General features: G+C 63.4%; 25 protein-coding genes. 10 read left to right on the top strand and 15 right to left on the bottom strand.

The features are described from left to right. Positions 1-30 precede the first annotated feature (30 nt). Together ABFK29_RS03360 and ABFK29_RS03355 are read left to right on the top strand one after the other, a co-directional pair. A complete protein-coding gene (locus ABFK29_RS03360) occupies positions 31-1,629 on the top strand; it encodes a phosphoenolpyruvate carboxykinase (protein WP_040604085.1) in 1,599 nt (532 codons plus the stop codon). 159 nt (positions 1,630-1,788) lie between these two features. After that, entirely contained in the window at positions 1,789-2,331 is a 543-nt protein-coding gene (locus ABFK29_RS03355; RefSeq protein WP_005854634.1) for a DUF3859 domain-containing protein, read from the top strand. A gap of 97 nt (positions 2,332-2,428) precedes the next feature. On the opposite strand, the gene ABFK29_RS03350 is transcribed toward ABFK29_RS03355, so the two are convergent. From ABFK29_RS03350 to pobA, 5 genes are all read right to left on the bottom strand, one after another. Continuing rightward, positions 2,429-3,259, bottom strand: coding sequence for a 3-keto-5-aminohexanoate cleavage protein (locus ABFK29_RS03350; protein WP_005854632.1), 831 nt, complete (start codon positions 3,257-3,259; stop codon positions 2,429-2,431). 103 nt (positions 3,260-3,362) lie between these two features. Beyond that, a complete protein-coding gene (pcaG, locus tag ABFK29_RS03345) occupies positions 3,363-3,965 on the bottom strand; it encodes a protocatechuate 3,4-dioxygenase subunit alpha (RefSeq protein ID WP_005854630.1) in 603 nt (200 codons plus the stop codon). Further along, on the bottom strand, positions 3,965-4,687 hold the full coding sequence (gene pcaH / locus ABFK29_RS03340) for a protocatechuate 3,4-dioxygenase subunit beta (RefSeq protein WP_005854628.1): 723 nt from the start codon (positions 4,685-4,687) through the stop codon (positions 3,965-3,967). Before pcaH ends, pcaG begins: the two co-directional genes overlap by 1 nt. 14 nt (positions 4,688-4,701) lie before the next feature. Further along, on the bottom strand, positions 4,702-5,094 hold the full coding sequence (pcaC, locus tag ABFK29_RS03335) for a 4-carboxymuconolactone decarboxylase (protein WP_005854626.1): 393 nt from the start codon (positions 5,092-5,094) through the stop codon (positions 4,702-4,704). Positions 5,095-5,141: 47 nt separating this feature from the next. After that, positions 5,142-6,320 (bottom strand): 4-hydroxybenzoate 3-monooxygenase, encoded by a 1,179-nt coding sequence (gene pobA / locus ABFK29_RS03330; protein WP_040603982.1) that lies wholly within the window; start codon positions 6,318-6,320, stop codon positions 5,142-5,144. A 79-nt stretch (positions 6,321-6,399) separates the two neighbouring features. Here pobA and pcaQ point away from each other — a divergent pair, with 79 nt between their 5' ends. The 3 genes from pcaQ to ABFK29_RS03315 all read left to right on the top strand — a co-directional run bounded on the left by pcaQ (position 6,400) and on the right by ABFK29_RS03315 (position 9,532). Beyond that, positions 6,400-7,359 carry a pca operon transcription factor PcaQ gene (gene pcaQ / locus ABFK29_RS03325; RefSeq protein ID WP_005854622.1) on the top strand — a complete coding sequence of 320 codons (960 nt, stop codon included), beginning with the start codon at positions 6,400-6,402 and terminating at the stop codon, positions 7,357-7,359. Between the two features lie 158 nt (positions 7,360-7,517). Continuing rightward, a complete protein-coding gene (locus ABFK29_RS03320) occupies positions 7,518-8,018 on the top strand; it encodes a YbjN domain-containing protein (protein ID WP_005854620.1) in 501 nt (166 codons plus the stop codon). 116 nt (positions 8,019-8,134) lie between these two features. Beyond that, positions 8,135-9,532 carry a tannase/feruloyl esterase family alpha/beta hydrolase gene (locus ABFK29_RS03315; protein ID WP_005854618.1) on the top strand — a complete coding sequence of 466 codons (1,398 nt, stop codon included), beginning with the start codon at positions 8,135-8,137 and terminating at the stop codon, positions 9,530-9,532. 3 nt (positions 9,533-9,535) lie between these two features. On the opposite strand, the gene ABFK29_RS03310 is transcribed toward ABFK29_RS03315, so the two are convergent. Further along, positions 9,536-11,323: an SLC13 family permease gene (locus ABFK29_RS03310; RefSeq protein ID WP_005854616.1), complete on the bottom strand. Its 1,788-nt coding sequence runs from the start codon at positions 11,321-11,323 to the stop codon at positions 9,536-9,538. A 335-nt stretch (positions 11,324-11,658) separates the two neighbouring features. On the opposite strand from ABFK29_RS03310, the gene proC reads away from it, so the two are divergent. Both proC and ABFK29_RS03300 read left to right on the top strand, forming a co-directional pair. Then, positions 11,659-12,474, top strand: coding sequence for a pyrroline-5-carboxylate reductase (gene proC, locus ABFK29_RS03305; RefSeq protein WP_005854614.1), 816 nt, complete (start codon positions 11,659-11,661; stop codon positions 12,472-12,474). Further along, complete coding sequence (locus ABFK29_RS03300; protein WP_005854612.1) at positions 12,467-12,805, top strand: tRNA-binding protein; 339 nt, start codon at positions 12,467-12,469, stop codon at positions 12,803-12,805. The genes proC and ABFK29_RS03300 overlap by 8 nt, the downstream gene beginning before the upstream one ends. A 22-nt stretch (positions 12,806-12,827) precedes the next feature. On the opposite strand, the gene ABFK29_RS03295 is transcribed toward ABFK29_RS03300, so the two are convergent. Continuing rightward, entirely contained in the window at positions 12,828-13,073 is a 246-nt protein-coding gene (locus ABFK29_RS03295; protein WP_005854610.1) for a hypothetical protein, read from the bottom strand. Between the two features lie 122 nt (positions 13,074-13,195). On the opposite strand from ABFK29_RS03295, the gene ABFK29_RS03290 reads away from it, so the two are divergent. Next, positions 13,196-14,314, top strand: a complete 1,119-nt coding sequence (locus tag ABFK29_RS03290) for a beta-ketoacyl-ACP synthase III (RefSeq protein ID WP_040603979.1) — start codon at positions 13,196-13,198, stop codon at positions 14,312-14,314. Here ABFK29_RS03290 and ABFK29_RS03285 read toward each other — a convergent pair. Beyond that, positions 14,278-14,748 (bottom strand): GNAT family N-acetyltransferase, encoded by a 471-nt coding sequence (locus ABFK29_RS03285; protein ID WP_005854606.1) that lies wholly within the window; start codon positions 14,746-14,748, stop codon positions 14,278-14,280. The genes ABFK29_RS03290 and ABFK29_RS03285 overlap by 37 nt on opposite strands. Before the next feature lie 79 nt (positions 14,749-14,827). Further along, positions 14,828-15,406 carry a thymidine kinase gene (locus tag ABFK29_RS03280; RefSeq protein WP_040604082.1) on the bottom strand — a complete coding sequence of 193 codons (579 nt, stop codon included), beginning with the start codon at positions 15,404-15,406 and terminating at the stop codon, positions 14,828-14,830. 208 nt (positions 15,407-15,614) lie between these two features. On the opposite strand from ABFK29_RS03280, the gene ABFK29_RS03275 reads away from it, so the two are divergent. After that, entirely contained in the window at positions 15,615-16,076 is a 462-nt protein-coding gene (locus tag ABFK29_RS03275; RefSeq protein WP_005854602.1) for a hypothetical protein, read from the top strand. On the opposite strand, the gene rimO is transcribed toward ABFK29_RS03275, so the two are convergent. The 3 genes from rimO to ABFK29_RS03260 all read right to left on the bottom strand — a co-directional run bounded on the left by rimO (position 16,073) and on the right by ABFK29_RS03260 (position 19,404). After that, complete coding sequence (gene rimO / locus ABFK29_RS03270) at positions 16,073-17,431, bottom strand: 30S ribosomal protein S12 methylthiotransferase RimO (protein WP_005854600.1); 1,359 nt, start codon at positions 17,429-17,431, stop codon at positions 16,073-16,075. The genes ABFK29_RS03275 and rimO overlap by 4 nt on opposite strands. A 117-nt stretch (positions 17,432-17,548) precedes the next feature. Beyond that, positions 17,549-18,133 carry a GcrA family cell cycle regulator gene (locus ABFK29_RS03265; RefSeq protein WP_347100046.1) on the bottom strand — a complete coding sequence of 195 codons (585 nt, stop codon included), beginning with the start codon at positions 18,131-18,133 and terminating at the stop codon, positions 17,549-17,551. 131 nt (positions 18,134-18,264) lie between these two features. Next, entirely contained in the window at positions 18,265-19,404 is a 1,140-nt protein-coding gene (locus tag ABFK29_RS03260; protein ID WP_005854596.1) for an ATP-binding response regulator, read from the bottom strand. A 382-nt stretch (positions 19,405-19,786) separates the two neighbouring features. On the opposite strand from ABFK29_RS03260, the gene betC reads away from it, so the two are divergent. After that, a complete protein-coding gene (gene betC, locus ABFK29_RS03255; protein ID WP_005854595.1) occupies positions 19,787-21,307 on the top strand; it encodes a choline-sulfatase in 1,521 nt (506 codons plus the stop codon). Between the two features lie 51 nt (positions 21,308-21,358). Here betC and ABFK29_RS03250 read toward each other — a convergent pair whose 3' ends face one another. From ABFK29_RS03250 to ABFK29_RS03240, 3 genes are read right to left on the bottom strand one after another with little or no spacing between them, the layout of a single operon-like run. Further along, positions 21,359-22,360: a C45 family autoproteolytic acyltransferase/hydolase gene (locus tag ABFK29_RS03250; protein WP_005854593.1), complete on the bottom strand. Its 1,002-nt coding sequence runs from the start codon at positions 22,358-22,360 to the stop codon at positions 21,359-21,361. An 11-nt stretch (positions 22,361-22,371) separates the two neighbouring features. Then, entirely contained in the window at positions 22,372-23,823 is a 1,452-nt protein-coding gene (locus ABFK29_RS03245; protein WP_005854591.1) for a biotin carboxylase, read from the bottom strand. A gap of 15 nt (positions 23,824-23,838) precedes the next feature. Continuing rightward, positions 23,839-26,592, bottom strand: a complete 2,754-nt coding sequence (locus tag ABFK29_RS03240) for an aminotransferase class I/II-fold pyridoxal phosphate-dependent enzyme (RefSeq protein WP_005854589.1) — start codon at positions 26,590-26,592, stop codon at positions 23,839-23,841. Positions 26,593-26,605: the final 13 nt, after the last annotated feature.

Below are 26,605 nucleotides of genomic sequence, written 5' to 3'. Positions count from 1 at the left end.
TCGGACAAGCGCTGCACAGGAGCTATGCTGATGACATTTGGACGGGTGAACCCGCAATTCAAGCTTGAAGATCAAGGGATCGAAGGGCTTGGCAATGTCTATTACAACCTCATGGAGCCCGCGCTGATCGAAGCGGCTCTGAAACGGGGCGAAGGGACGCTTGGCAAGGGCGGCTCTTTCCTCGTGACCACCGGCACCTACACGGGTCGCTCCCCCAAGGACAAGTTCATCGTCAAGACCCCTTCGGTCGAGGACTCGATCTGGTGGGAAAACAACGCCCCGATGGAGCCCGAGGCCTTCGACCGGCTGCATGCCGACATGCTCGAGCACATGAAGGGTGGAGACTACTATGTGCAGGACCTCGTGGGCGGCGCCGATCCGGCCAATGCCATAGACGTCCGCATGGTGACCGAGCTGGCGTGGCACGGCCTGTTCATCCGCCACATGCTGCGTCGCCCCGATCGTGAGGACCTGGACAGCTTCACCGCCGATTTCACCATCATCAACTGCCCCAGCTTCAAGGCCGACCCGGCCAAGCACGGCTGCCGGACCGAGACGGTGATCGCGCTGAACTTCGAAAAGAAGCTGATCCTGATCGGCAACACCGAGTATGCGGGCGAGAACAAGAAATCCGTTTTCACCCTGCTGAACTACATCCTGCCGGGCAAGGGCATCATGGCCATGCACTGCTCTGCCAACCACGCGCCGAACAACCCCGTCGATACGGCCGTGTTCTTCGGCCTGTCCGGAACCGGCAAGACGACCCTGTCCGCAGACCCGGACCGCGTGCTGATCGGTGACGACGAACACGGCTGGTCCGACCGCGGCACCTTCAACTTCGAGGGCGGCTGCTACGCCAAGACGATCAACCTCTCTGCCGAGGCAGAGCCGGAGATTTACGCCACCACCGAGAAGTTCGGCACGGTGATCGAGAACATGGTGTTCGATCCGGAGACCTTCGACCTAGACTTCGAGGACGATTCACTTACCGCCAACATGCGCTGCGCCTACCCGCTGCACTATATTTCCAATGCGTCGAAAACGGCGCTTGGCGGACATCCGAAAAACATCATCATGCTGACTTGCGATGCCTTCGGTGTGCTGCCTCCCATCGCGCGGCTGACCCCGGCGCAGGCGATGTATCACTTCCTGTCCGGCTTCACCTCCAAGGTGGCGGGAACCGAGCGCGGCGTGACAGAGCCAGAGCCCACCTTCTCCACCTGCTTTGGCGCCCCCTTCATGCCGCGCCGCCCGGAAGCCTACGGCAACCTGTTGCGCGAGAAGATCGCCAAGCACGGGTCGTCCTGCTGGCTGGTGAACACCGGCTGGACAGGCGGAGCATACGGCACCGGCTCTCGCATGCCGATCAAGGCCACGCGCGCCCTGTTGCACGCCGCGCTGAACGGATCGCTGAACAGCGCGCCGTTCCGCAAGGACCCGAACTTTGGCTTCGAAGTGCCTACCCATGTCGAGGGCGTGCCGGACATGCTGCTCGACCCGCGCAAGACCTGGGACGACAAGGAAGCCTACGACGCGCAGGCCGAGAAACTGGTCGGTATGTTCGCAGAGAACTTCGCCCAGTACGTGCCCTACATCGACGACGACGTGAAGGCCGCAGCGCTCGGCTGACGCCCATCGCATAACATGAGCTCCAGTCCTTCGCGGTCCACCCGCGAAGGACTTTTTCGTTTTCAGGCGGTCTCTTGCCGTGGTGCGGAAATCCTGCCTGCGCCCACCTGCCGAGCCGTGCTAGATATAGGCGGCAACCGGTTCTCGAAAGGGAAGACCATGTTTCGCACCTGCCTGATCGCCGCCTTCCTGACGATGTCCGCTGCCGCCTCTGCGCAGGAGACCGGCGGCTTCGTGCGACCGCCGCTGTCCGATATGCAGTTCGGGGTGCATTGCGATGTTGCCAAGAACGGCAGCCGCGAGGAGCCGGGCACGGTTTCCGGTATCATCAACCTCATCGACCAGCACCAGACGGTGGACGTGGTAACGCAGATCGTTCCGGCGGAACTAGGCATTTCCTTCGGCATCGGCGCATGGCTGGACGCGGAGTCCGAACCACTGCTGTTAGAGGTTGTGGTGAGCCATCCGCCCATGGGCGAGAATGGCCAGGAAGTGGAGATCTGGTCTGCGCCGCTCGACCCCGGCGAACCGGCGGTCAACCTCTTCACGTTCGAGAAACCCTTCGAAATGGTGGAAGGGCCGTGGCGCTTCCAGCTCAGGAAAGACGACGAGGTGCTGCTTGAACAGAATTTCCTCGTCACCCCACCGGGGACCGTGCCCGCCGTGCAAAACGCGTGCTTCAGTGCGATGATCATGTCCTGAGCGCACACCGGGCATCCGGCCACACGCCATGCGGCGGCCAGATAGCCATCGTGCTTACCGTCGCGCCAATATTCCGGCCGCTTCCGGGATGGGCGCCTCAGGCGGCGCGCAGCCCCAGCATCTCGCGCGCCTGTGCGTAGGTCGCCACGGGGCGCTCGTATTTCTCGCAGAGTTTCACGGCGCGCTCCACGAGCGCGGCGTTCGACGGAGCGAGTGTGTCGCGGTCCCAGCGAACGTTGTCCTCAAGCCCCGTGCGGGTATGCCCGCCGGCGGCAATGCACCACTCGTTGACTTCGACCTGGTGCCGACCGATCCCGGCCGCGCACCATTCGGCGTCCGGCGCCAGCCGTTCGACCGTCTTGATGTAATAGTCGAAGACCTCGCGGTCGCAAGGCATGGCGTTTTTGACACCCATCACGAACTGAACATAGAGCTTGCCCGGGATACGCCCGTCACGGTTCATCTCGGCGGCCTTGAAGATGTGGCTGAGATCGAAGGCCTCGATTTCCGGCTTGATCCCGTAGGTCTTCATCTCGGAGGCGAGCCAATCCACGAGGTCCGGCGGGTTCTCGTAGACCCGGCTGGGAAAATTGTTCGATCCGACCGACAGCGACGCCATGTCGGGGCGCAGCGGCAGCATTCCGCCACGCGTCTGCCCCGCCCCGGAGCGACCTCCGGTCGAAAGCTGGATGATCATGCCGGGACAGTGTTTCTGGATGCCTTCCACCAGCCGCGCGAACTTCTCAGGGTCAGAAGTCGTGGATTCGTCGTCGTTGCGCACATGCGCGTGCATGATCGACGCCCCCGCCTCGAACGCGGCCTGCGTGCTTTCCACCTGCTCTTCGATGGAGATCGGCACCGCCGGATTGTCCTTCTTCTTCGGTACGGAGCCGGTGATGGCGACGCAGATGATGCAGGGTTTGGTCATGAACAGCCTCGGGCGTTGGTCCTTTTGGGACCTTCAGGATAGTGAGTATTTGCGAAACAGAGAAGCCGGGAGACCGCTAAAGTCCCCCGGCGTCAGGGTATCATCAGATATCAAAGAAGATGGTTTCATCCGGCCCCTGCAGGTGGATGTCGAAGCGGTAGGCATCGCCATCCTTCCGCGCCAGCAAAGTCGGGACGCGCGACTGATGCTCGATCCGGGTGAGAATCGGATCCTCGGCATTGGCCTCTTCTTCGTCGGCGAAATACATCCGGGTGTGCAGGCCGAGATTGATACCGCGCGCGACGATCCAGAAGGTGACATGGGGCGCCTGGAGGCGGCCATCCGGGAAGGGCACCCGGCCGGGTTTCAGCGTCTCGAAAGTGAATTCGCCGGTGTTCATGTCACCGGGCGAACGGCCCCAGCCGGTGAAGCCCTCGGCCCCGCCCTTGCCGGCGAACCTGCCTTCGGCGTCGGCCTGCCAGACCTCGATCAGGGCATCCTTCAGCGCGTTGCCCGCGCCGTCGATCACGCGACCCTTGATGGTGATGCGCTCTCCGGCGGGATCGCCGGTGATCAAGCGCGTGCCGAGGTCCTCCGGGTACACGCCCTCTATCCCGAGGAAGTTGGGCGTGCAGCCGATGTGAACGTAGGGGCCCGCCGTCTGCGAGGGGCTTTCCTTGGCACGGTGCGTCATCGGTCCGGTCATCACATCCCCTCCATGCGGTTTTCGAACATCGTCTGGCGGCGGCCGCGCAAAGTGATGTCGAACTGGTAGCAAAGCGCGTCCATCGGGATCGATCCGGCGCGGTCCAGCCGGGCGACCAGCGTCTCGATCGCCTCGCGTGAGGGGATGGTGCCGACGATGGGGCATTGCCAGATCATCGGGTCGCCCTCGAAGTACATCTGCGTGATCAGCCGCTGCGCGAAGCTGTGACCGAAGACGGAGACGTGGATATGGGCCGGGCGCCAGTCGTCCGGGCCGTTGGGCCACGGATAGGGACCGGGCTTCACGGTGCGGAACTCGTAGAAGCCGTTCTCGTCGGTGATACAGCGCCCGCAGCCCCCGAAGTTCGGATCGAGCGGCGCAAGGTAGCCTTCCTTCTTGTGGCGGTAACGCCCGCCCGCATTGGCCTGCCAGACCTCCACGAGCGTGTGCGGCACGGGGCGGCCGAATTCGTCGCGGACGGTGCCCTGAACGACGATGCGCGGCCCGATGGCCATTTCGCCGGGCGCGGCGAAGTTGGTGATCAGGTCGTTGTCCTTCGGTCCGAGAAGGTCATGCCCGAAGACCGGGCCGGTCTCTTCCGACAGTGACGTCGCTGCACCGATGGGCGCGAAGCGCGGACTGCGCGCGACGCTGGTCTTGTAAAGCGGGGTCAGCGCCGGCGGGTGCCAGCCCCTGTCCCGCGCGGTGTATCCGTTGGTCATTCGGGTCTTCCTCCTCAGGGGTGCGCGTTTCCCTGGTCTTCCATTTCGGCATAGGTCTGTTTGGCAAGTTTCAGAGCGTGGTTCGCCTTCGGCACACCGGCGTAGATCGCCACGTGCTGGAAGGCTTCGGCCACGTCCTCCTTCGATGCACCGGTGCGCGCGGTGGCGCGGATGTGCATCGGGATCTCATCGAAGCTGCCGGTCGCCGCCAGCACCGCCAGCGTCAGCATAGAGCGCTCCCTGTCGGTGATCCGGTCCGACGCCCAGACGTTGCCCCAGGCGGTTTCGGCGATCATCTCCTGGAACGGCGTGTCGAACGGCGTCTTGGCGGCCTCGGCCCGGTCCACATGGGCATCGCCGAGGATGCGGCGGCGCACTTTCATGCCTGTTTCGTAACGGTTGGTCATGTATCCTCCGCGGGGCGCGACGATCCTTTCGGAGATCGGCGCCCATCTCAGTATGGCAGGCCGACGTAGTTGATGGCCATGGTTTGCTGCGCGCTTTCGACAGTGGCGAGGTGTTCGATCTCGGCGCGCTGGATTCGCAGTTCGTAGGGATCCGTGTCGGGAAAGCGGTGCAGCAGCTTCGTCATCCACCAAGAAAAGCGCTGGGTCTTCCAGACGCGGGCCAGCGCGCGTTCGGAATATCCTCCCATCGCGGCGGCATCGCGTTCTTGGTAGCGCGCCTTGAGCGCCTCGAAGAGATAATGGATGTCCGAGGCCGCCGTGTTCAGGCCCTTCGCACCGGTCGGCGGCACGATATGGGCCGCGTCGCCCGCGAGGAACAGCCGCCCGTATTGCATCGGCTCGCAGACGAAGCCACGCAGGGGGGCGATACTCTTTTCGATAGACGGGCCGGTGACAAGCGTCTCGGCGATGCGGCTGGGGATGCGGCGCTTGAGCTCTGCCCAGAAGGCGTCGTCGGACCAGTCCTCGACCCTGTCGGTCAGCGGCGCCTGCAGGTAATAGCGGCTGAGCCTCTCGTTCCGCATGGAGCACAGCGCGAAGCCCCGCTCCGAATTGGCGTAGATCAGTTCATGGTGCGCGGGCGGCGTTTCGGACAGGATGCCAAGCCAGCCGAAGGGATAGACGCGTTCGAATTCCTTGCGCTTCTCTGCCGGGATCGCCCGGCGGGAGGGACCATGGAAACCGTCGCAACCGGCGATGTAGTCGCATTCGATGGTCTTGCGCTGGCCGTCGTGCGTGAAGGAGACCGTGCAGCCCTCATCGCCGTCCAGCGCGGCGTTGCCAAGCTCGACCTCGTCCACGTCGTGAAGCGTCAGACCGCCAGTCTGGTCGCGCGCCTCGTACAGGTCGCGCGTCACTTCCGTCTGGCCGTAGACCATCACCGAGGTGCCCGTGTGCTTGCGGAAGTCCACACGAACTTCCATGTCCTCGAAGGAAATCACCGTGCCGTCGTGCGGATAACCCTCGGTGTCCATCCGCGTGGCGACCTTGGCCTCCTGCAGCAGGTCGACGAACCCCTGTTCGAGCACGCCCGCCCGGATCCGGCTGAGCACATGCTTGCGCGAGCGTCGTTCGAGCACGATAGCATCGATACCAGCCTGATGGCAAAGCTGGCCCAGCAACAGTCCGGACGGTCCACCGCCAACAATGCAAATCTGAGTTTTCATGACGATCTCCCTTGGACGCATTTGATAATGAACTATTGCAGCTTGTAAATTGAGATTTGAGGCGATTTAGTTAACCATTATGACAACAATCTCCCGTATCACGCAGGTCAAGCTGCGCCATCTTGAGGCTTTTTCGGCCATCGCCCGTCTTGGCAGTCTGAAGGCCGCCTGTGCCGCGCTGCACCTGTCGCCCCCGGCGTTGTCCAAGACGCTTAAGGAACTGGAGGAGGGGCTTGGCACCACGCTGATGACGCGCGACCGGGGCGGCACCCGCCTAACACCGCAGGGCGCCCTGTTCCTGGATTTCACGAACCAAAGCCTGGCCGCGCTGCACCGTGGTATCGCAGGGGTCAGCGATCTTCGGGACGGAGGGCGCGAGACGCTACGCGTCGGCGCACTTCCCAGCGTCGCGGCGCGGCTGATGCCCGAGGCCGTCGCGCGCTTTCGCCGGGCGGCGCCGGACACGCAACTGATGTTGCGCGATGGCTCTCATGGGGTACTAACCGACGCGCTGAAGTCCGGAGCGCTCGACATGATCGTAGGGCGAATGGGGGCCGCGGAAGCCATGCAGGGGCTGTCCTTCACGCAGCTCTACCTCGAACCCGTGGTCTGCGTTGCGCGCGCCGGCCACCCCCTAACGAAAGCGCCTGTCAGCGTGGATGCCCTGGCGGACTGGTGCATCCTCTACCCGCCGGAAGACGCCGCGATCCGCCCGTTGCTGGATCGCTGGTGCCTGGCGCAGGGGCTGGCCCCCTTCCCCGAACGCATCGACTGCGTCTCCGGGGCGTTCGGGCGCAACTACCTGCGCGTATCGGATGCCTTGTGGTTCATTTCCGAAGGCGTCATCGCCCAGGACCTTGCCGACGGGAGGCTGGTGTCCCTGGACTTCGACCTGAGATTGACGGCGGGACCGGTCGGCCTCATGACGCGGCCCGACACGGTGACATCCCGTAGCCGGCAACTGTTCGAAAAGGCCCTGCGGCACGCCGTACACGATTCTACACTTTACGAGTCCGAATCGGAAAGAATCCACAAGTAAATTAAGTTATCAACAAAGTTTTGCTTTACACCGCCCCATGGCCGCAGGCACGATATCTAGCGAGGGCATGGGGTACGCCCCCAAGACCCTTGAGCAGGCAGCAAGTGCTGGGGCGCATACAACCACCCGGCGCTACAAAAGAAAAATGAGGTGGCGGCATGGCTTTATCCGAGCAGTATCTGACGGACGAATTGCATCCTATCGACATCGTCGAGAACATCGCCCAGTTCAACGACTGGGATTTCGACCGCGTGACCGACGACCAGATCGCCATGGCGGTCGAGGGGCAATGGCGGACGTATTCCGTCACGCTTGCATGGAGCCACCCGGACGAAACCCTCCGCCTGATCTGCACCTTCGAGATGGAGCCGTCGGCAGACCGCATGCATGTCCTGCACGAAGGGCTGAACGCGGTGAACGACCAGTGTTGGGCCGGCTGCTTCAGCTATTGGGAAGAGCAGCGCCTGATGGTCTACAAGTACGGGCTGATGCTTGCAGGCGGCAACATCGCCTCGGCCGAGCAGATCGATACGATGATTACCGCCGCCGTGCTGTCGGCTGAACGCTATTACCCGGCCTTCCAGCTTATGGCTTGGACCGACCGCAGCGCGAAGGACGCCTTGCAGATCGCCATGGCCGAAGCCTACGGACGCGCCTGAGCGCCCGATCAATGTCCGTTCCCGCGAAGGGCGCCCCGCACGGGCGCCCTTTTTTCTTGAGAACACACGCCGCTCCCGCAATTCTACCCAAGGGAGAAAGCCCAAGGGAGGACATCATGAAGACCACATTTGCCGCGCTGGCGCTATGCGTCGGCGCGACCCCGCTATTTGCCCAGCAATCGGAAACGGACTGCACCGCGTTGCGCGACGTCGTGTTCAGCGGCGGTTACGTCACTTCGGCGCGGGCCGTCGCGGCACAGAACAGCCTGCCCAGCTACTGCGAGGTGCGCGCAACCGCACTTCCCTCGATCTCGATAGAGGTGCGCCTGCCCCTCGAGAACTGGAACGGCAAGTATTACCAAGCGGGCTGCGGCGGCTTTTGCGGCATTCTCGGGCGGGCCGATGCCGGGGCAAGCTGGGTCAATGCCATGCGTCCCGGGCTGGAACTGGGCTACGCCACGGCCACCTCGGACAGCGGGCACCACGCGCTGTCGGTCGTCGACGCGGCCTGGGCGGCGAACAATCCCCATGCGGAGCGGGACTGGGGCTGGCGCTCTATCGGGGAAACCAACCGAGTGGCGGGCGTCCTGATCGACGCGTTCTATGGCGGGCAGGCAGAACAGGCGATCTTCCAGGGATGCTCCACCGGGGGGCGCATGGCGCATGTCGCCGCGCAGCGCTATCCGGAGATGTTCGACGGCATCATATCGGGCGCACCTGCGATGGATTACACCGGGCTGGTCGCCACGGCGATGGCCTTCTTCGTGCAGGCCAAAACCGCCGACGACGGCAGCCAGATCCTCGGCCCGGACGACGCCAAGGCAATCGGCGACCTCGTGATGCAGCAATGCGATGCGACGGACGGCACAGAGGACGGGCTGATCGAAGATCCCCGCGCGTGCGAGATCGACTACAGTTCCCTAGGTCTGTCGAATACCAAGATGGATGCGCTGATGAAGTGGCGCGAGGGGCCGCGCAACGCGGCGGGCGACCAGTTGTACCCCGGCGGCATCCCGGAAGGGTCGGAACCGTTCTGGTGGCTCTGGCTGACCGGCAACGCAGAGGGGGCGGCGCCGCTGGTGCCCGCGTTCACCACCGGCTTCACGCAATACATGGCCTTCGCCGACGATCCCGGCGCGGAATACTCGCCGCTCGATTTCGACATCGAGACCGATCCGGCCCGGCTGGAAACGATGGCCGAGGTCTACAACGGCGACAATCCCGATCTGTCGGCCTTCCGCGCGGCGGGCGGCAAGATGATCGTCTATCACGGCTGGGCCGATGCCATTGTGACCCCTTACAAAACCGTCGACTGGTACGAACAGGCATCCGAAGCTGCCGGGGGTGAGGAAACGCTGAAGGAAAGCGTCCGCCTCTTCATGGTGCCCGGCCTCGACCACTGCGGTATCCTGCCGGGGCCCGGCGGCATCAACGCGGCATCCCTCGACCCTATGGCGCCGATGGAACGCTGGCTGAACGACGACACCCCGCCGACGTCGATCATGGCCGAGTGACGCTCACATCGGAAAGAAAAAGCTGATCGCCAGCACGGCGGTCAGCCCGACAATCAGGTTCATCGGCACGCCCATGCGGAGGAAGTCGGAGAACTTGTAGTTGCCGGCACCGTAGACCAGTGTGTTGGTCTGGTAGCCGATAGGCGTGGCAAAGCTGGCGCTTGCCGAGAACATGACCGCCACAACGAACGGTCGCGGATCTACACCCAACTGTGCGGCGAGCGAGATCACGATGGGCGTGAAGATGACCGCCACCGCGTTGTTGGTCACGAGTTCCGTCAGGATCGAACCCACGGCATAGATCGCGATAAGCGTGACGAAAGGCGACAGGCCGTCGAGAAAAGGCATGAGCCAGCCGACCAGCAGTTCAACGGCACCCGTGTTCTCCAGTCCCTGCCCGACGATGAGCATCGCGAAGATCAGGACAAGCACACCGCCATCGATGGAATTCCACGCCTCGTCGTTGTCGATGCAGCGCAGGACGAGGATCGCAGCCACACCGATCAGCGCCAGGACACCAATCGGCATAAGATCGAGCGCGGCCAGAACGACGATGCCCACCAGCGCCAGAACCGCGATGGGCGCCTGCCTACGGCGATAGGCGCGGCCGCCCGGTGCCGTGACGTTCACCACGTCGCCCGAGCGCGTCAGTTCCTCGAACCCCTCCGGCGTGCCTTCCAGCAACAGCTTGTCAGCGGGCCGCAGATGTACGCCGGACAGATCCGCCCCGGCGATATGGCGCGGGCGGTAGGCACCCAACACGCGGACGCCGGCACGCCGCCCCAGGGCCAGATCGGCGATCCGAAGGTCGGAACTGCGCCGCGAGGGTGTGACGATGGCCTCGACCACCTTCACCTCTGCCTCCGGATCCAGTTCGATGGACCGCCGCAGGCCGACCCGCAGACCGGGCTGTTCCGCAAGTGTCAGGAGTTCGGACGTCTGCGCGATGACGATCAGCGCGTCGCCCCGCTCGATCACCCGCTTGCCGAGGTCGCTGCGTTCGATCCTGCCGCCGCGCCGGATACCGGTCACGCGAACGCCGGACCGCTGGAAGTCGGCGATCTTTCCAAGGGCCGTGCCGACATGCGGGTAGGCGGACCTGACGGTGATCTCGGACAGGAACGCCGTTTCCGCGTCCTCGGTGCCGCTTTCCTTCTGTGCCCGGTCTGGCAAGAGCACCTTGCCCAGGATCATCATCGTCAATCCACCGACGACGGCAACGGCCAGTCCGACCGGCGCAATTTCGAAGATCGAAAACGGCTTGATCCCGGCGTCCTTTGCCACCCCGTCAACGAGAATGTTGGTCGAGGTGCCGATCAGAGTGCATGTCCCGCCCAGGATCGCCGCATAAGACAGCGGGATCAGCAGCCGCGTGGGCGCAAGTTCCAAGCTTTGCGCAAGGCGGATCACCACAGGGATGAGCACCAGCACGACCGGCGTGTTGTTCATGAAGGCAGAGGCCGCGATGGTCGCGAAAATGAACAACCCGATGGCCATCATCGGGCGAGCCTGCGCCTTGTCGATGACAATGCCCGCCAGCGCGTCCAGCACGCCCGTCCGGACCAATGCACCGGAGACGACGAACATCGCGGCAATGGTGATGGGGGCCGAGCTTGAAAACACCGCCATGACCTGGTCGCTGGGGACCATGCCCAGGATGATGAAAAGCGCCGCCGCTCCGGAGGCGGTCACCTCGGGCGGGAATTTCTCGAACGTGAAAGTGATGAACAGGATCACGAGGATCGCAAGTGCGACCAGCGGCGCATCCGTTCCGTAAAGGTGGTCGAGCATCAAGGTTCCCCGGTTCACAGAATACACACCCTTCGGCACAAGTCCCGAGCACGGTCAAGGTTCCGCCCGGTCGATGGGACTGCGTGTGATAGTCTGTCCTTTTGCGCAGACGTGTGCCCCGACACGAAGCGAAGTCAATGGGCCGCGCAACCGCACGACCACTTCGCCATCGAACTTCGCCAGCCGCTGCTCATTTTGCAGAAGAGAGCTTCCTTCGGCTCGTGACGGCGGTGGACAGCCCGTCCCCATGCCGCTTTCCACGTCGCCCGCATTGCCCTTTGCCTCCGCTTGGGGCTACGTCTTGGCGGTGCCACTAAGCAGCAGGAGGAACAGGTATGAAAGACGGGATACTGGCCGAGAAGGGGCTTGTGCTGCTGGGCTGCGGCAAGATGGGATCGGCGATGCTGGAAGGCTGGCTCAAGCGCGGACTGCCGGCAAATTCCGTCTGGGTGACGGACCCCAACCCCTCGGACTGGCTGAAGGGTCGCGGCGTACACCTGAACGAGGAACTGCCGGCCGAGCCAGCCATCGTCCTGATCGCCGTCAAGCCGCAGATGATGGGCGAGGCGCTGCCCACGCTTCAAGCCATGGGCAATGGCAGGACACTGTTCGTCTCCGTCGCTGCGGGCATTTCCATCGGAACTTACGAAAGCATCCTCGGCAGCGACACCCCAGTGATCCGGGCCATGCCGAACACCCCCGCCGCGATAAGCCAGGGGATCACCGCCATGATCGGTAACAGCAAGGCGAGCGACGCTCATCTCGACCTCGCCGAAACGCTTCTGTCTGCGGTGGGAGAGGTCGTTCAACTGGAAGCGGAGACGCAGATGGACGCGGTCACCGGCCTTTCGGGCTCAGGCCCGGCCTACGTCTTCCATTTGATAGAATGCATGGCCGCCGCCGGTGAGGCACAGGGGCTTGCGCCGGATCTGGCCATGACCCTCGCCAAGGCGACCGTTGCGGGCGCGGGTGCGCTTGCCATGCAGGCGGATGACGACCCTTCGCAATTGCGGCGCAACGTGACCTCTCCGAACGGCACGACTCAAGCCGGTCTGGATGTGCTGATGAACGAGGAAGACGGGCTGGCGCCCCTGATGAAAACAACCGTGGCCGCGGCCGCCAACCGATCCAAGGAACTGAGCAATGGGTGAGATCACATTCGACGATTTCATGGCGGTGGACATCCGCGTCGGCACCGTGACCCGGGCCGAACCGTTCCCCGAAGCGCGCAAGCCCGCGATCAAGCTGTGGATCGACTTCGGGCCGGAGATCGGAGAGAAGAAGTCCTCGGCCCAGATCACGGTTCACTATGTGCCGGAAGACCTGGTCGGCCGCCAGGTTTCGGCCGTGGTCAACTTTCCGCCCAGACAGATCGGACCGTTCATGTCCGAAGTGCTGGTTCTCGGATACCACGACGCGGAAAATGCTGTAACGCTCGCGCGCCCAGACCACCCGGTCCCGAACGGCGCGCGGCTCTGCTGAGGACGCGCCGGACGAAAATGCGTCAGAGTTCAGGCGCCTTGGGGTCGGGGACGATACCCACCCCGCCTGAATAGTGCCAGTTGGGATCGTTCTTCTTGATCCGGACAGAGATGACTTTGCCGACGGGCCAAGCCGCCACGAGGCCGATCACGCCTGCGACTGCGAAGGCAGTCCAGCTATACCAACCGAAGATGAAGAAGACGATCAGCGCGGCGCCTGCGATGCTGGCGCCCGCGATGTGCGCGATGAAATACGCCAAGCGGTCCATGTCGTTGCTCCTTTGCGTCTGGGGACTGCAAACAAAACGCGCGGCACGGAGACGGGTTCCGCCACGCGCTGCTTGACACACCTCCTGCGGTGCGGATGCTGGCCGCAACGCAGGAGGAGACCATGTTCAGACCCGCCATCACGGGGCACGGGGTATTCACCCCATCCGAGAGCATCACCAATGACGAACTGGTGGCGGCGTTCAATGCCTATGCCGACATGTGGAACGAGCGGCACGCCGAAGACATCGCCAGCGGCGAGGTGCAGGCGATGGACCGGTCCACCTCCGATTTCATCTTCTCCGCCTCGGGCATCGAGCGGCGCTACGTGCTGGACAAGTCGGGCGTCCTCGACCCCGAGCGCATGTTCCCCCACCTGCCCGCCCGGCCCGACGAAGCGCCATCCATCATGGCGGAAATGGCCGTGGACGCCTGCGGCAAGGCGCTGGACATGGCGGGACGTGCCGGTGCGGACGTCGATCTTGTGATCTGCGCGGCGTCGAACCACGAACGCGCCTACCCTGCCATCGCGATCGAGATCCAGCAATTGCTGGGCGCACAGGGCTTTGCCTTCGACATGAACGTCGCCTGTTCGTCGGCCACCTTCGGCATGCAGGCTGCGGCGGACATGATCCGGTCGGGCAGCGTACGGCGCGCGCTGGTGGTCAATCCGGAAATCTGCTCTGGCCATCTCGAATGGCGTGACCGCGACTGCCACTTCATCTTCGGCGACGTATGCACCGCCGTCCTGATCGAAAACGCGGAAGAAGCACAGGGCGCGCGTTTCGACATCGTTTCGACCCGTTGCGCGACGCAGTTCTCCAACAATATCCGCAACAACAACGGCTTTCTGCGGCGGACCCACGACCAGATGGAAGACCGCCGCGACATGCAGTTCATGCAGAACGGCCGCAAGGTCTTCAAGGAGGTGCTGCCGATGGTCTCGGCGCATATTCTCGGCCACATGCAGGCGGAAGGCTGGGAAGCCGACGACCTGAAGCGTCTCTGGCTGCATCAGGCCAACAAGACGATGAACGATTTCATCGGAAAGAAGGTTCTTGGCCGCCCGCCCGAGGAAGGTGAACAGCCGAACATCCTGCAGGACTACGCCAACACGTCCTCGGCCGGGTCGATCATCGCGTTCTCGAAGAATTCCGGCGATCTCTCTCCCGGTGACCGTGGCGTGATTTGCTCATTCGGCGCAGGTTACTCCGTGGGGTCCGTGCTGGTGGAGCGCGGCTGAACCGGCTTTTCGAAGAAGACCCGGTCGAAACCGTCCTGCATCTGCCGATGCGTCTCGACGTAGCCGAGGTGCGGGTACATGGAGAGGTTCTCTGTCATCTTGGCGTTGGTATAGAGGCTGACACGGTCCAACCCCAGACGTGCGGCTTCCGACTCGCAATAGCCGATCAGCGCCTTTCCTATGCCCCGGCCGGAAGCGTCTGGCGCCACGCCCACCGCATCCAGCGTCATGTCGCGCCCCTCGGACCAGAACACGATGTAACCAAGCGGCGGTGGGCCGTCATGGACGTACACGGCACCCTGCCCGATCTGCGCTTCGATATCCGCATCCATGGGCGCGGGGCGACGCCCGATACGCGACACGTACCGGGCATAGGACGCCTCGGCGATCTCTTGGATCCGTGCAAGGTCCTTGACTGTCGCCCGCCGTATCACCCTAGGCACCGCGAGTTTGGAAGGCGTTCGCTTCGGCCAAATCGTAGCCCCGTGGTGACGGCCTGAGCCCTACCCATACCTAGCGCCCGACCTTTTGCCGCCAGTGACGGCGGCACAGGCTGACGTAGGTTTCGTTGCCGCCGATCTGGACCTGCGCACCGTCCAGCAGTGCGCGGCCCTCGGCGTCCTGCCGGATCACCATCGTCGCCTTTCGACCGCAGTGGCAAATGGTCCGCACCTCCCGCATAACGTCCGCCAGAGCCAGCAGCGCGGCCGAGCCCGGGAACAGTTCACCGCGGAAATCCACTCTCAAACCATAGGCCATGACGGGCACGTCGAGGTCATCGACCACGCGGGCAAGCTGCCAGACCTGTTCGGTCGTCATGAATTGCGCCTCGTCGACGAAAATGCAGGCCACTTCACCCTTCGCCCGCCGCGCCTCGATCATCTGAAAGAGGTCGGAATGGGTGCCGAAAACGTCCGCCTCCCGCGCGAGCCCGATGCGCGACCCGATCCGCCCTTTTCCAGCGCGGTCGTCGAAGGCCGCGATCATCAGGTATGTCTCCATGCCGCGTTCATTGTAGTTGTGCGCCGCCTGAAGAAGCAGCGTCGACTTGCCCGCGTTCATGGTCGAGTAATGGAAGTGCAGCTTGGCCATGATCCGCTTTTGCGTCAGCCAACCGGCGGTGGCAAGAGCGGCCAAGGCTGTCCTCGCCGGATCGCGGGGCGGCCTGCCTGCACCGGGTGTCAGAGTGAGCGCCCTGTTGCCAGTGGGTTGATTTCGCCATGACGTCGGCGCCTTCCGCGGGTAATGGGACTGCAACGCGCCACCCGCGCACCATGGCCCCCAAAATGAGAGAAACACGATGGCGAACGTCGGAAACTACCTGAAAAAGCACAGCGAAGCCCTGGTGAAAGACGTCGGAATAGAGCGTGCCTGTGCGCTTGCAGGCAAGTCCAAGGCAACACTGGGCCGGTACTACTCCAATCATGTTGAACACACGGAGCGCTTCATGCCGGTGGATGTAGTGGCGGCGCTGGAAGAGAAGGCCTCCTACCCGCATGTCACTGCCGCACTGGCAGAGCTCAAGGGCATAACGCTGCACTTCACCGAGGACCGCCGCAACGCGCGCACGCCGGGCGGGATGAACTCCGATGTGATCGCCCTGTCGCAACGTTTCGCCATGCTGATGGCGGAATATCACACGTCGATGGTCGACGGCGACATCTCGGTCAACGAAGCCAAGCGGATGCTGAAGGAAACCCTGGAAATCCAGAAGGTGCTGATCGACATCAAGATGCACCTGGAGGAGGAGACCGCCGGTTAGGTCAGCCGTCCCCAGAGGTCATATTCCCCGGCCTCGTCCACTTCGACCGTCACGATCTGACCCGGCTGCAACGCCCCGGCGCCTTCGTCGATGAACAGGTTGCCGTCGATCTCAGGCGCGTCCGCCTTCGTCCGACAGGTGGCGATGCCGTCCACGTCCACGTCGTCGACGATGACGTCCAGCCGTTGCCCCACCTTTGCGGCCAGCTTGGCCTCCGAGATCGCCTGCGCCTTTTCCATGAAACGCGCCCAGCGTTCGGCCTTCACTTCTTCCGGAACGTGATCCGGCAGCGCATTGGAGCGGGCGCCATCCACGTTCTCGTACTGGAAGCACCCCACACGGTCGAGCTGCGCCTCGTCCATCCAGTCGAGCAGATGCTGGAATTCCGCTTCGGTCTCGCCGGGGTAACCGACGATGAACGTGGAGCGCAGCGCAATGTCCGGGCAGTCCGCCCGCCACGCGGCGATCTCGTCCAGAGTGCGTTCAGCGGCGGCGGGCCGGGCCATGCGGCGCAGGGTGTCGGTGTGGCTGTGCTGGAAGGGGATATCGAGGTAAGGCAACACCTTGCCCTCCGCCATCAGCGGGATCACCTGCCGCACGTGCGGGTAGGGGTAGACGTAATGCAGCCGCACCCAGGCGCCCAGGTCGCCAAGGTCGCGGGCCAGGTCGACAAAGGGGAATTTCGCGTCGCGGTCCTTCCAGTCCGTCCCGTAGGCAGAGGTGTCCTGGCTGATGACCAGAAGTTCCTTCACACCGGCCTCCACCAGCTTTTCCGCCTCGCGCAGGACGGCGCGGGCCGGACGGCTTTGAAGGCGGCCGCGCATGTCGGGAATAATGCAGAACCGGCACTTGTGATTGCAGCCTTCGGAAATCTTCAGATAGCCGTAATGCCTCGGCGTGAGAGAGACACCGGTGGACGGAAGAAGGTCGATGAAGGGATCGGGCGACGGCGGCACCGCGCCATGGACGGCATCCAACACCTGCTCGTACTGATGCGGACCAGTCACCGCCAGCACTTTGGGATGTGACCCCGTAATGTACTCCGGCTCCGCCCCCAGACAACCGGTGACGATCACCCGCCCGTTTTCCGCCAGCGCCTCGCCGATGGCATCGAGGCTTTCAGCCTTCGCGCTGTCAAGGAAACCGCAGGTGTTCACGATCACCGCATCGGCGCCGGAATAGTCGGACGAAATACCGTAGCCCTCGGCGCGCAGGCGGGTCAGGATGCGTTCGCTGTCCACCAGCGCCTTCGGACAGCCGAGGGAGACCATGCCGATGGTCGGCTGGCCGTCGCGGACAGTGTCGGTGATGCGGGCGCGCGCAAGGTCGGGGCGAAGATCTGGGGGATTCTGCATGGGCCGCCTATACTGCACCCTTCGTCACCGGTGAAGACCCGGTCGTCATCCGCTACGAAACAAACGCCCTTGGCGGGCATCTTCCCGCCAATCCCCTCACGGCAATCGGGCGTGCAGTTACCGCCGCCGGTCGCGGCGCGCGCTCATCGGCTGGAACGCGACGCCGACGTGGGCCTCGCAGTAGGGCTTGCCCTGCTGGACGGGCAGCCCGCAGAACCAGAAGTCCTCCGTCGCGGGATCGCCGACCGGCCACTTGCAGGTCCGTTCGGTCAATTCCATCAGGGTCAGCTTCTTCGCCTTCTTTTCGACTTCGTTGACTTTCGCCAGCGCCTCAGGGCTGATCTCGTTGGTAGAAGGCTGCGGCGGCAGAGGCTGGCCCGCCGGAATGATCTGCTTGCGCGCCGGGGACTGCGGCGCGGGTGCGGCCGCAGCGGGTGCCGGCGCGGGCTCTGCCGGTTTGGCTTCGGAGGCAGCGGCGGGCTTCGGCGCCGGTTTCGGCTTGGCCGCCTGCGGCTTGGCTTCCGGCTTCGCTTCTGCCGGAGCGGGCGCGCTGCCCGCGCGGTTCGACAGCCCGAGGCGATGTACCTTCCCGATCACCGCGTTGCGGGTCACGCCGCCCAGCTCTTTTGCGATCTGGCTGGCCGACTGACCCTCCGACCACATCTTCTTGAGCATTTCCACGCGTTCATCTGTCCACGACATCGGAGCTTCCTATTGAAAAAGCGGCCGCGTTTGTCCCGGCCGCCTGACGGTCTATTCGTTTGAGGCCATATTCTAATCATCGCGCCCAAAGTTACAAGGCGGTGCGATTCTGCTGGGCGGCAGCCCGCGGGTCAGCGCAGCGCGCGGGCCACGTTTTTCAGGGTCGCCGAGGGACGCGTGATCTGTGTTTGGCCAACCTCCCCTTCCGGGCGCGGAAGATCGAGGACAAAGCGTGCACCCTCCCCCGGCTGGGAGATACAGCTCAGATGGCCGCCGTGGCGCGCAGCGATACGACTGCACGTCGCAAGCCCCAGTCCGCTGCCCGGAAACTCGCCTTCGCCGTGCAGACGGGCGAAGGGCTCGAAAACCTGGATCCGGTGCTCTTCCGCGATGCCTATTCCGTTGTCCGCGACTTCGATCCGCCAGCCGAAAGGCGTTGTCGCGCCGGTTATTTCGACGCGGGGACGCGCGGCACGATTGAATTTGATGCCATTCGCCACGAGGTTTTGAAGCAACTGCAGCAGCAGGACCGGATCGGCGTGGACGCTGGGCGCGTCGCCGACCAGGAGAAGGTCGGCCTCCCGTTCCATCAGGTCCGCGTTCAGCGCCATTCGCAGGTCCGTCACGATGTCCACGAGGTCTACGGTCGTTTGCCGGGGTTTCGCATCCGCCCTGCACAATCCGTAGAGCGACACGATCAGCCGCTCCATCCTCTGGGCGCCACCCCGGATGAACTCCAGAACCTCCGCATGGGTGTGCTTGTGTTCGGGTGCAAGGTCCTCGATCAGCATGTCGATGCCGCCGCCGACCGACCGCAGCGGCGCGCGCAGGTCATGAACGAGGACATGCGCAAAGGTTCTCAAGCTGTATTGCTGGTCGTCTATCCTGCGGGCCATTTCCGTGCGTTGAACGGCATTTGCCACGGCGCGGGACAGTCCCTCCGCCGTGATCTTCGTCAGCACGCAATAGTCCTGCGCCCCGCGCTTCATCACGTCGACCGCAATGCCCGCGTCCGCGGGGGCGGCAATGTAGACCACCGCCATGAACGGGCACGTCAGCGCGACTTGCGTCACCAGTTCCGGCCAGCACGGGTCCTCGCTGTCGGGGACGAGGATCACGCAATCGATGCGAGGCAACTCGGCGATCCGTTGGAGGCAGGCCCTCCCATCGGTCGTGAATTCCAGATCGGACGCCGGCGCACCCTCCTTCAGCATTCCGGCCACCTGGGACCGGCGGGCATCTGTCTTGCCCACGACAAGAAGCCGCGTCATGGTCGCGGACCGTGTGGCAGTCCGACCCGAAAGAAACCTTTGCGTTGGCGGTTCTTGGCGCAAGGCATGAGTCGGTAGCTCCTCCAACATTTGGTGCGAAAGCTGGCGGGATAGTCGCCAGCATGTGGACGTCGGGCCGCCCAACGCGAGACAGTGTCGCGGAACTGCGCTCGACCGCCTTCGGCTTTGTAGCCAGAGGACGGTTATCAAATGGTTATCCGCAGCACACCTGCACACCGGCCTCGCTTTCCGCTTGGCGGGTCCGCCCCACGTGGTGCAATGATGTGCAAATGAAACCGCGCCACCGGAAGAGCCTGCAGTACCAGCCGCCCCCACCCTTGGGCTGAACCCTTCATCTGCCCATTCATTCCGGAGAAAACACGTGACCCGTCCCAACATCGTCGTGATCATGGCCGATCAGCTTGCGCCGCATTTCCTTGGCGCCTACGGCCACAGGTCAGCAAAGACGCCCAATATAGATGCCCTCGCGGCACGCGGCATGCGTTTCGATGCCGCCTACTGCAATTCACCGCTGTGCGCACCGTCGCGCTTCGCCCTCATGTCCGGCCAGCTCATCAGCCGGATCGCAGCCTTCGACAACGCCTGCGAATTCCGCGCCTCCGTGCCGACCTTTGCCCATTACCTGAAGGCGCTCGGCTACCGCACCTGCCTGTCCGGCAAGATGCACTTTGTCGGTCCCGACCAGAAGCACGGCTTCCAGGATCGCGTGACCACCGACATCTACCCCGCCGACTTTGCCTGGACGCCCGATTGGGAAGCCCCCGATGAGCGCATCGACAAGTGGTATCACAACATGCAGACGGTCAAGGAAAGCGGCGTCGCCGTCGCCACTTACCAGACCGACTACGACGACGAGGTGGAGTTCGCCGCTCGCCGCTGGCTGATCGACCGTGGCCGCGACCGGGCCGCCGGGGATCAGACGCCGTTTTGCATGGTGGCCAGCTTCATCCACCCGCACGACCCCTACGTCGCCAAACCCGAATGGTGGGACCTCTATTCCGACGACGACGTCGACATGCCGGAGTACTCGCTGGCCCCGGAAGAGCAGGACCCCGGATCGCGCCGCGTGATGGACGGGATCGAGGCCAGCTACATTCCCCTCACCGATGAAGAGGTCCACCGCGCACGCCGCGCCTACCTGGCCAATGTCAGTTACTTTGACAGCAAGGTTGGCGCGCTGGTGAAGACGCTGGAAGACATCGGCGAGCTGGACAACACGCTGCTGGTCGTCACGGCAGACCACGGCGACATGCTGGGCGAGCGCGGATTGTGGTTCAAGATGAACTTCTTCGAACATTCGGCCCGCATCCCGATGATTATGACGGGACCGGGCGTGGCCAAGGGAGCCGCCCCGAACGCCTGTTCGCTGATCGACCTGCTCCCGACCTTCATCGAAGCGGGCGGAGGCGACACGTCGATGCTGGGCGAACCGGTCGACGGACGCTCCCTGATGCCGCTTGCGCGTGGGGAAAACGATCCGGTCGACGTGGCGATCGGCGAATACTGCGCCGAGATGACGCCTTCGCCGGTGTTCATGATCCGGCGCGGGTCACTGAAGTACATCCACTGCGATCCCGACCCCGCGCAGCTCTACGACCTTTCGAAGGACCCGATGGAGAAGGTGAACGTCGCTTCCGACCCGGCCTATGCCGACGCCGCATCCGCCTTTGCCGCCGAGGTGGCCGAGCGCTGGAACAGCGCGACGCTGCGGGAAGACGTGATCCGGACCCAGAAGTCCCGGCGCGCGCTGCATGCCGCAATGGAGGCAGGCGCTGGCGAGCACTGGGACTACAACCCGCCGCGCGATGCCACGCAGGAATACGTCCGCAACCATATGGACTGGGCCGTGGCCAATAACCGTTACAGGTTCCCGCCGCTCTGAGGGATGATCTGGGCAGGTCTGCCGCGTGCTGTGGCGGGCCTGCCGCTGCGTCTATGCGCCGCCCGGATAGTGCGCAGGGGCCGTGGTCATTTGCGGGTAGGCGATGGACATCACGCCCTCTTCGAAGGCGTCGAAGCTCTTCGACCATTGCCGGCCCGGCCAGAAGACCTCGACCCGGCCGGTCCGCGGCCTGTACGCGGCGGTGTAGAGCGTGCCGAACCCGCGGTCGAAGGCCAGCGAATAGAGCGGCGGACGCAGGAAAGCACGGATGAACTTGTCCTCCGGCTCCGGATGCAGCGTGAGCCTTTGCAACAGGTAGCGTTCACGTTCGACGGTCGCGGTCAGCCGTGCGTGGCTGCGCCATTCGACCCGCTCCTGGTGGTTGGTCGCGACGGCCGCGTGGGTGATCTGTGGCGCCCGGTCCGGGGCCAGATAGGCGGTCGCGAACCGCCGTTCCGCATCCAGCACGGTGACGTTGTAGCTCATGTGGCTGGGCACGCGCGCCAACACGTCGATGGCCTCGGGCACCGTGGTGCAAGTCTGGAGAATGTAGCGCAGCAAAAGCGGCACGCCGAACCCGACACCGGCTTCGCGCCGCCCACCGAAGGTCAGCGAGACCGCAAGCCCGTCCTCGTTCATCCCGTCCACCAGCCCGAACAGCCCGTCCGACATGCCGATCACCCGCCGCCCCTGCCAACGTGTCCGGAGCAGAACCGCATCGACCGCGTGCGGATTGTAGTCGTAGTTTCGCACCATCAACGGCTTGTCGCCGGGCCAGATCGCCTGACTGCACCCGGTCAGATACCGCGGCGGGCAGTAGAAACTGAGAAACCGCGCCTCGCGATCGCCCCCCCCCGCCAATTCGACCAACCGCTCATAGAGCGGCACGATTTCCGGCATGTGGGTGCGCATCGCGTTCAGACCTTCCATGTAGGTCGGACGCACGGCCACGCCTTCGCGCGCCCACCAGGTCAGGTAGGCGTTGCGGTATTCCGAGAAAAGCCCGGACCATTTCGGCCCGGGCTCATCTTCATGGATGGCGCGGAACAGCATTCCCTTGAAACCTACATGATCTTGAAGGCCGGGTCCTCGAACGCAGTGGCCGAGGGCAAAGCCCGTGCCTTGTAGCTGGCCTTGATGCCGTCAATCCAGCGCTTGGACTTTTCGGTCAACTGGAAACTCTGCGTCATGGACCGGCCACGGGTGACGAGGATGCCCAGATCGGCGCCTTCGTAGCGATAATCGCCCACATTGGAGATGCGGAGGAAGAAGGCCTCGTTCTCGGTCTCCACCGCGCGGCGGTGATAGTCGAAACGGTTGAATTCGACAGAACCGTCGTCGTTCATCCGGTAAATGCCGGACTGCGGCGCCTCGGTGATGATGTCGACGCTGTCTTCGGTGTGCTTGATGACCATCTGGCTCCAGGAATCGATCATGTCGGGATCGGCCCAGCGGGCGTTCAGTTCATCCACGTCGAGTTCGAAGGGCTTCTTCGAGAACTCCAGCAGGTGGAACAGGAAGAGCGGCGCGTCGGCATGGGCAAAAGCGGCGTGGTTCGTCATCGACGATGCGCCGGTGATGCGCGGGTTCAGTTCGCCCAACCAGATGTCGTCGTTCTTCTTGTCGATGAGGAAGTCCAGCTCGAAGTACCCCCGGTAGCCTTCCTTGCGAAGCTGTTCGCCGAACTGGAAGGTGAGCGCACGCGCCTTCTGACGCTGCTTGGGACTAAACGCGGTGGAGAAGATCTCGTTCCCGCACCAGCCGCCGCGATATGGTGTCAGTTCCTTGAACCCCACCAGTTCTGTCATCAGCGGGCCGACGATGGTGCCCTGCGACGTTGCGCACGCTTCGATCGCCGAACCGCGGCAGTCGATGCGCTTCATGATCTTGATCTCGCCCTCGCCGACGATGTCGTGCTCGTACTTGCGGAAATCGGCCTCGGACTTGATGAAGAAGGTGGTGTGGCCGCTGTCGCCAAAGGCGGACTGCAGCACGAGGTCGTCGCCCAGCCCCGCCTCCTCGCAGATCTCCTGCAGGTGCGCGTAGTCCTTCACTTCCGACAGGGTGTTCGGCACGGACGGCACATCGGCCTTGTTGCCGACGCGAACCGTCTCGATCTTGTTGTCCATCGCAGTGCGCAATTTGGCCTTGGGGAACCAGACCTCGCCGCCCAGGTCCTTGGCAAGCTTCTCGGTCTTTTCGTCGAACATCAGGAAGACGAACTTCGGCTTGCCGCCGCGTGACTTCACGAGGTCCACGACCTCCTTGTGTTGGAGCAGGTAGTTGTTGATGTCCTCGATGGACTGGAACTCGTCATGTGGCATCTCCGATGGCACGAAGACGTTCGGATGGCGCCCGTCGAAGCAATCCATGTAGCATATGTACTTGAAGTTCTTCACCCATTCGTCGAGCCCGAGCAGGTTGAAGTTCGTGGCTGACACGAAATAGATTGGATCCTTGTTGGTGTGGAAATACCGACGGATCTCAGAAATGTTCTTCAGTGTTTTCTTGGCCATTATGGTTCACCTCCCTCAGGATTTCTTTGACATCACGGCATCGAGCGCGGCTTTGGTAAAGACGCGCAGGCCGAGATCGGCCCGGTATCCGTGGATTTCGCTGACATCGAGCGCGCGCATGAATTTCAGGATTTCGGGGCTGATCACCTGCCCGGGCACGAGGATCGGGAAGCCCGGCGGGTAAGGAATGATGAAACTCGTCGATACGAGTTCCTCGCCGCTTTCGAGCCGCTCCATCAATGCGTCGTCCAGCGCGAGATAGTCGCAGTTGTCTTCTTCGTAGGCCAGGAAGTAGGCCGTCCGGATATCGCCCTCGGGCGTGTCGCCATCTGCACGGAAAGCGTCGTGGAACCGGCTGAAGTCAGGCAACGGCGGGACGTGTTCCACCAATGCGGCAACGCGGTTCTCGAAGGATCTCCGCTCCATCTTGGAGGCATCGTCCAGGAGATCGTCCAGTTCGTTCGCGATCTCCACCAGCACTTCGATGAGGTAAGCGACCGAAGACCGCGTCGTGCCGATGTTCGTCATGAACAGAACGGAGTTGCGCGAGGTCTTGTTGATCTGGATGCCGTATTTGTCCATCAGGATCTTGGTCTTGAAGGTGTCGCCGTCCCAGCCGGTGCCACCCACGGCAAGCGTGATCCGCGTGGGATCGAGCACGAATTCGTCCTCTGCCCACATCGCCCATTTGTCGGTCCACCCCTGCCGCGGATCGTAGTAATGCGTCGACTCGCTGGCCCGATACGTTTCCGGCACCACGTCCGCGATGGTCAGCACCTGGAAGTACTTCTCCAGCAACGGATGGGTCGAAACCGCGCGCCGGATCGACATGGCGCTTTCGACCTGCCGCTGCACGAACTCGAACCCCTCAAGCTCCACCTGCCTGCGCCCCACGTCGAGCGAGGCGATGATCTGGTAGTTGGGCGATGTCGACGTGTGGGTCATGAAGGCTTCGTGGAAGGCCTGTTCCACCTCGCCCTTGAAGTCCTGATCGTTGACGTGGATCATCGAGCCCTGTCGCAACGCCGTCAGCGTCTTGTGCGTCGATTGCGTCGCGTAGACCCGCACACGGGCATCGGGCGGCGGCACCAGCCGCGTGTTCATCCACTCTTCATCGCTGGCGTCGGCAAGCTTGGCCTGCTGCGCTTCCCAGGCTGCGGCGGTCTCTGGTTCTTTCAGCTTCTCACGCAATGTGTTGGCCGTCGCCATGGCGGTGCGCTGGCGGTAGGTCGGCTCGAACCGGGCGAACCCGAACCATGCCTCATCCCAAAGGAAGACGAGGTCCTTCTTGATGGCGAGGCATTCCTCCATCACCCGCTGCACGTTGTAGACCAGTCCATCGAACGTGCAGTTGGTCAGGGTTATCATGCGCACGCGGTCCAGCTTGCCCGCGGCCTTCAGTTTGAGCAGGTGGTGCTTGATCTCGGTCAGCGGCACCGCGCCGTACATCGAGAACTGGTGCAGCGGGTAGCTGTCCATGTAGACGACGTTCGCCCCGGCCAGCACCATGCCGTAATGGTGCGACTTGTGGCAGTCCCGGTCGACAAGCACGATGTCGCCCGGCCTGACCACCGCCTGCGTGACGATCTTGTTGCAGGTCGATGTCCCGTTGGTGGCGAAGTACGTGTGCTTGGCTCCGAACGCCCGCGCCGCCATGTCCTGCGCTTCCTTGATCGGACCGCGCGGTTCCAGCAGACTGTCGAGCCCGCCGGACGTAGCCGATGTTTCGGCGAGGAATATGTTGGGGCCGTAGAACGCGCCCATGTCCTGAATCCAGTGCGACCGGCTGATCGACTTCCCGCGCGAGATCGGCATGGCGTGGAAGACGCCCGTGGGTTGCTTGGAATACTCCTTCAACGCGGTGAAAAACGGCGTCTTATAGCGCCGGTTCACGCCGCGTAGGATGTTCAGGTGCAATTCCAGGAAGTCTTCCTGATTGTAGAAGACGCGCCGACAGATCCCCAGATCGAGACCTGCGATGTCCTCTGCCGAACGATCCGTGATGAGATACGCATCCAGTTCCGGACGGACCCGCGCGATCAGCCGACAGGCTTCGGGACCGTATTCGTGCGGCTGGATGGCTTCGACATCTTCAGGATCGCCGACACGCTTAAGATAGCGCGACAGGATCGGCAGGTCGTTGCGCGACTTCAGGGCCAGCCCCGGCCGTACCACCACCGCCTGGACGTTGTGGTTGAACAGGATGCCGATCAGCGCGTCCTCGATAGACGGGACGACGACCGGCTCGTAGATGAACGGATCCTCCGACCGGCGCATCCGCAACAGGCTGTGGCGCAGGAAACGCTCCTGCTGTTCGCTGACGTCATCGACGATCAGCACCTCGAAATAGGGACGCCCGAGCGCGCGCGCCTCCGGCGACAACGCGGCTTCGTCCTCGAAATCCTCGTTGTCGAGTTCGTCGGAGGAAAGCGGCACGGTGCGGCGGCGGTACGCCCCCGAGGCGAGGGCGCGCGCCACCCGGCGCACCGCCGTCAAAAGTTCATCGTAATTGCCATGGTTCAGCAACCTGCGCAGATGGGCAAAGCTGCTGGCCCCGGGAAAGGCCCAGTAGGCCTCGATCACTTCGAGCGAGTCGAAGAGGTGCTCGGCGGTCTGGAGCAGTTTTTTGCCCTTGCGACCTTCCGCGCCTTCACGCGACAACCCCTCGGCGGCTTCCCTGAGCGCGCTCCACCTGTCGGAACGAAGCTGGGTCGCGCTGTAGTATTCGTTGATCGACGGAAGCGATCTGTCGCCGGGTTGAGAGTTCATCGCAAGCTCCTCT

Source organism: Sagittula stellata E-37 (assembly GCF_039724765.1).
Taxonomy (GTDB): Bacteria; Pseudomonadota; Alphaproteobacteria; order Rhodobacterales; family Rhodobacteraceae; genus Sagittula; species Sagittula stellata.
Note: the sequence above shows the minus strand (reverse complement) of the source record. Positions and strands in the feature narration are given on the sequence as shown.

Excerpts from the sequence above, each read along its gene's own strand:
- ABFK29_RS03315 (WP_005854618.1), top strand. The coding sequence starts at position 8,135 with ATGAAGACCACATTTGCCGCGCTGGCGCTATGCGTCGGCGCGACCCCG.
- ABFK29_RS03245 (WP_005854591.1), bottom strand. The coding sequence starts at position 23,823 with ATGGCCAAGAAAACACTGAAGAACATTTCTGAGATCCGTCGGTATTTC.
- pcaC (WP_005854626.1), bottom strand. The coding sequence starts at position 5,094 with ATGACCAACCGTTACGAAACAGGCATGAAAGTGCGCCGCCGCATCCTC.
- pcaG (WP_005854630.1), bottom strand. The coding sequence starts at position 3,965 with ATGACCGGACCGATGACGCACCGTGCCAAGGAAAGCCCCTCGCAGACG.
- ABFK29_RS03355 (WP_005854634.1), top strand. The coding sequence starts at position 1,789 with ATGTTTCGCACCTGCCTGATCGCCGCCTTCCTGACGATGTCCGCTGCC.
- proC (WP_005854614.1), top strand. The coding sequence starts at position 11,659 with ATGAAAGACGGGATACTGGCCGAGAAGGGGCTTGTGCTGCTGGGCTGC.
- ABFK29_RS03295 (WP_005854610.1), bottom strand. The coding sequence starts at position 13,073 with ATGGACCGCTTGGCGTATTTCATCGCGCACATCGCGGGCGCCAGCATC.
- ABFK29_RS03360 (WP_040604085.1), top strand. The coding sequence starts at position 31 with ATGACATTTGGACGGGTGAACCCGCAATTCAAGCTTGAAGATCAAGGG.
- pobA (WP_040603982.1), bottom strand. The coding sequence starts at position 6,320 with ATGAAAACTCAGATTTGCATTGTTGGCGGTGGACCGTCCGGACTGTTG.
- ABFK29_RS03350 (WP_005854632.1), bottom strand. The coding sequence starts at position 3,259 with ATGACCAAACCCTGCATCATCTGCGTCGCCATCACCGGCTCCGTACCG.
- pcaQ (WP_005854622.1), top strand. The coding sequence starts at position 6,400 with ATGACAACAATCTCCCGTATCACGCAGGTCAAGCTGCGCCATCTTGAG.
- ABFK29_RS03260 (WP_005854596.1), bottom strand. The coding sequence starts at position 19,404 with ATGACGCGGCTTCTTGTCGTGGGCAAGACAGATGCCCGCCGGTCCCAG.
- ABFK29_RS03265 (WP_347100046.1), bottom strand. The coding sequence starts at position 18,133 with ATGTCGTGGACAGATGAACGCGTGGAAATGCTCAAGAAGATGTGGTCG.
- pcaH (WP_005854628.1), bottom strand. The coding sequence starts at position 4,687 with ATGACCAACGGATACACCGCGCGGGACAGGGGCTGGCACCCGCCGGCG.
- ABFK29_RS03310 (WP_005854616.1), bottom strand. The coding sequence starts at position 11,323 with ATGCTCGACCACCTTTACGGAACGGATGCGCCGCTGGTCGCACTTGCG.
- ABFK29_RS03320 (WP_005854620.1), top strand. The coding sequence starts at position 7,518 with ATGGCTTTATCCGAGCAGTATCTGACGGACGAATTGCATCCTATCGAC.
- ABFK29_RS03300 (WP_005854612.1), top strand. The coding sequence starts at position 12,467 with ATGGGTGAGATCACATTCGACGATTTCATGGCGGTGGACATCCGCGTC.
- ABFK29_RS03290 (WP_040603979.1), top strand. The coding sequence starts at position 13,196 with ATGTTCAGACCCGCCATCACGGGGCACGGGGTATTCACCCCATCCGAG.
- ABFK29_RS03280 (WP_040604082.1), bottom strand. The coding sequence starts at position 15,406 with ATGGCCAAGCTGCACTTCCATTACTCGACCATGAACGCGGGCAAGTCG.
- ABFK29_RS03250 (WP_005854593.1), bottom strand. The coding sequence starts at position 22,360 with ATGCTGTTCCGCGCCATCCATGAAGATGAGCCCGGGCCGAAATGGTCC.
- ABFK29_RS03240 (WP_005854589.1), bottom strand. The coding sequence starts at position 26,592 with ATGAACTCTCAACCCGGCGACAGATCGCTTCCGTCGATCAACGAATAC.
- rimO (WP_005854600.1), bottom strand. The coding sequence starts at position 17,431 with ATGCAGAATCCCCCAGATCTTCGCCCCGACCTTGCGCGCGCCCGCATC.
- ABFK29_RS03275 (WP_005854602.1), top strand. The coding sequence starts at position 15,615 with ATGGCGAACGTCGGAAACTACCTGAAAAAGCACAGCGAAGCCCTGGTG.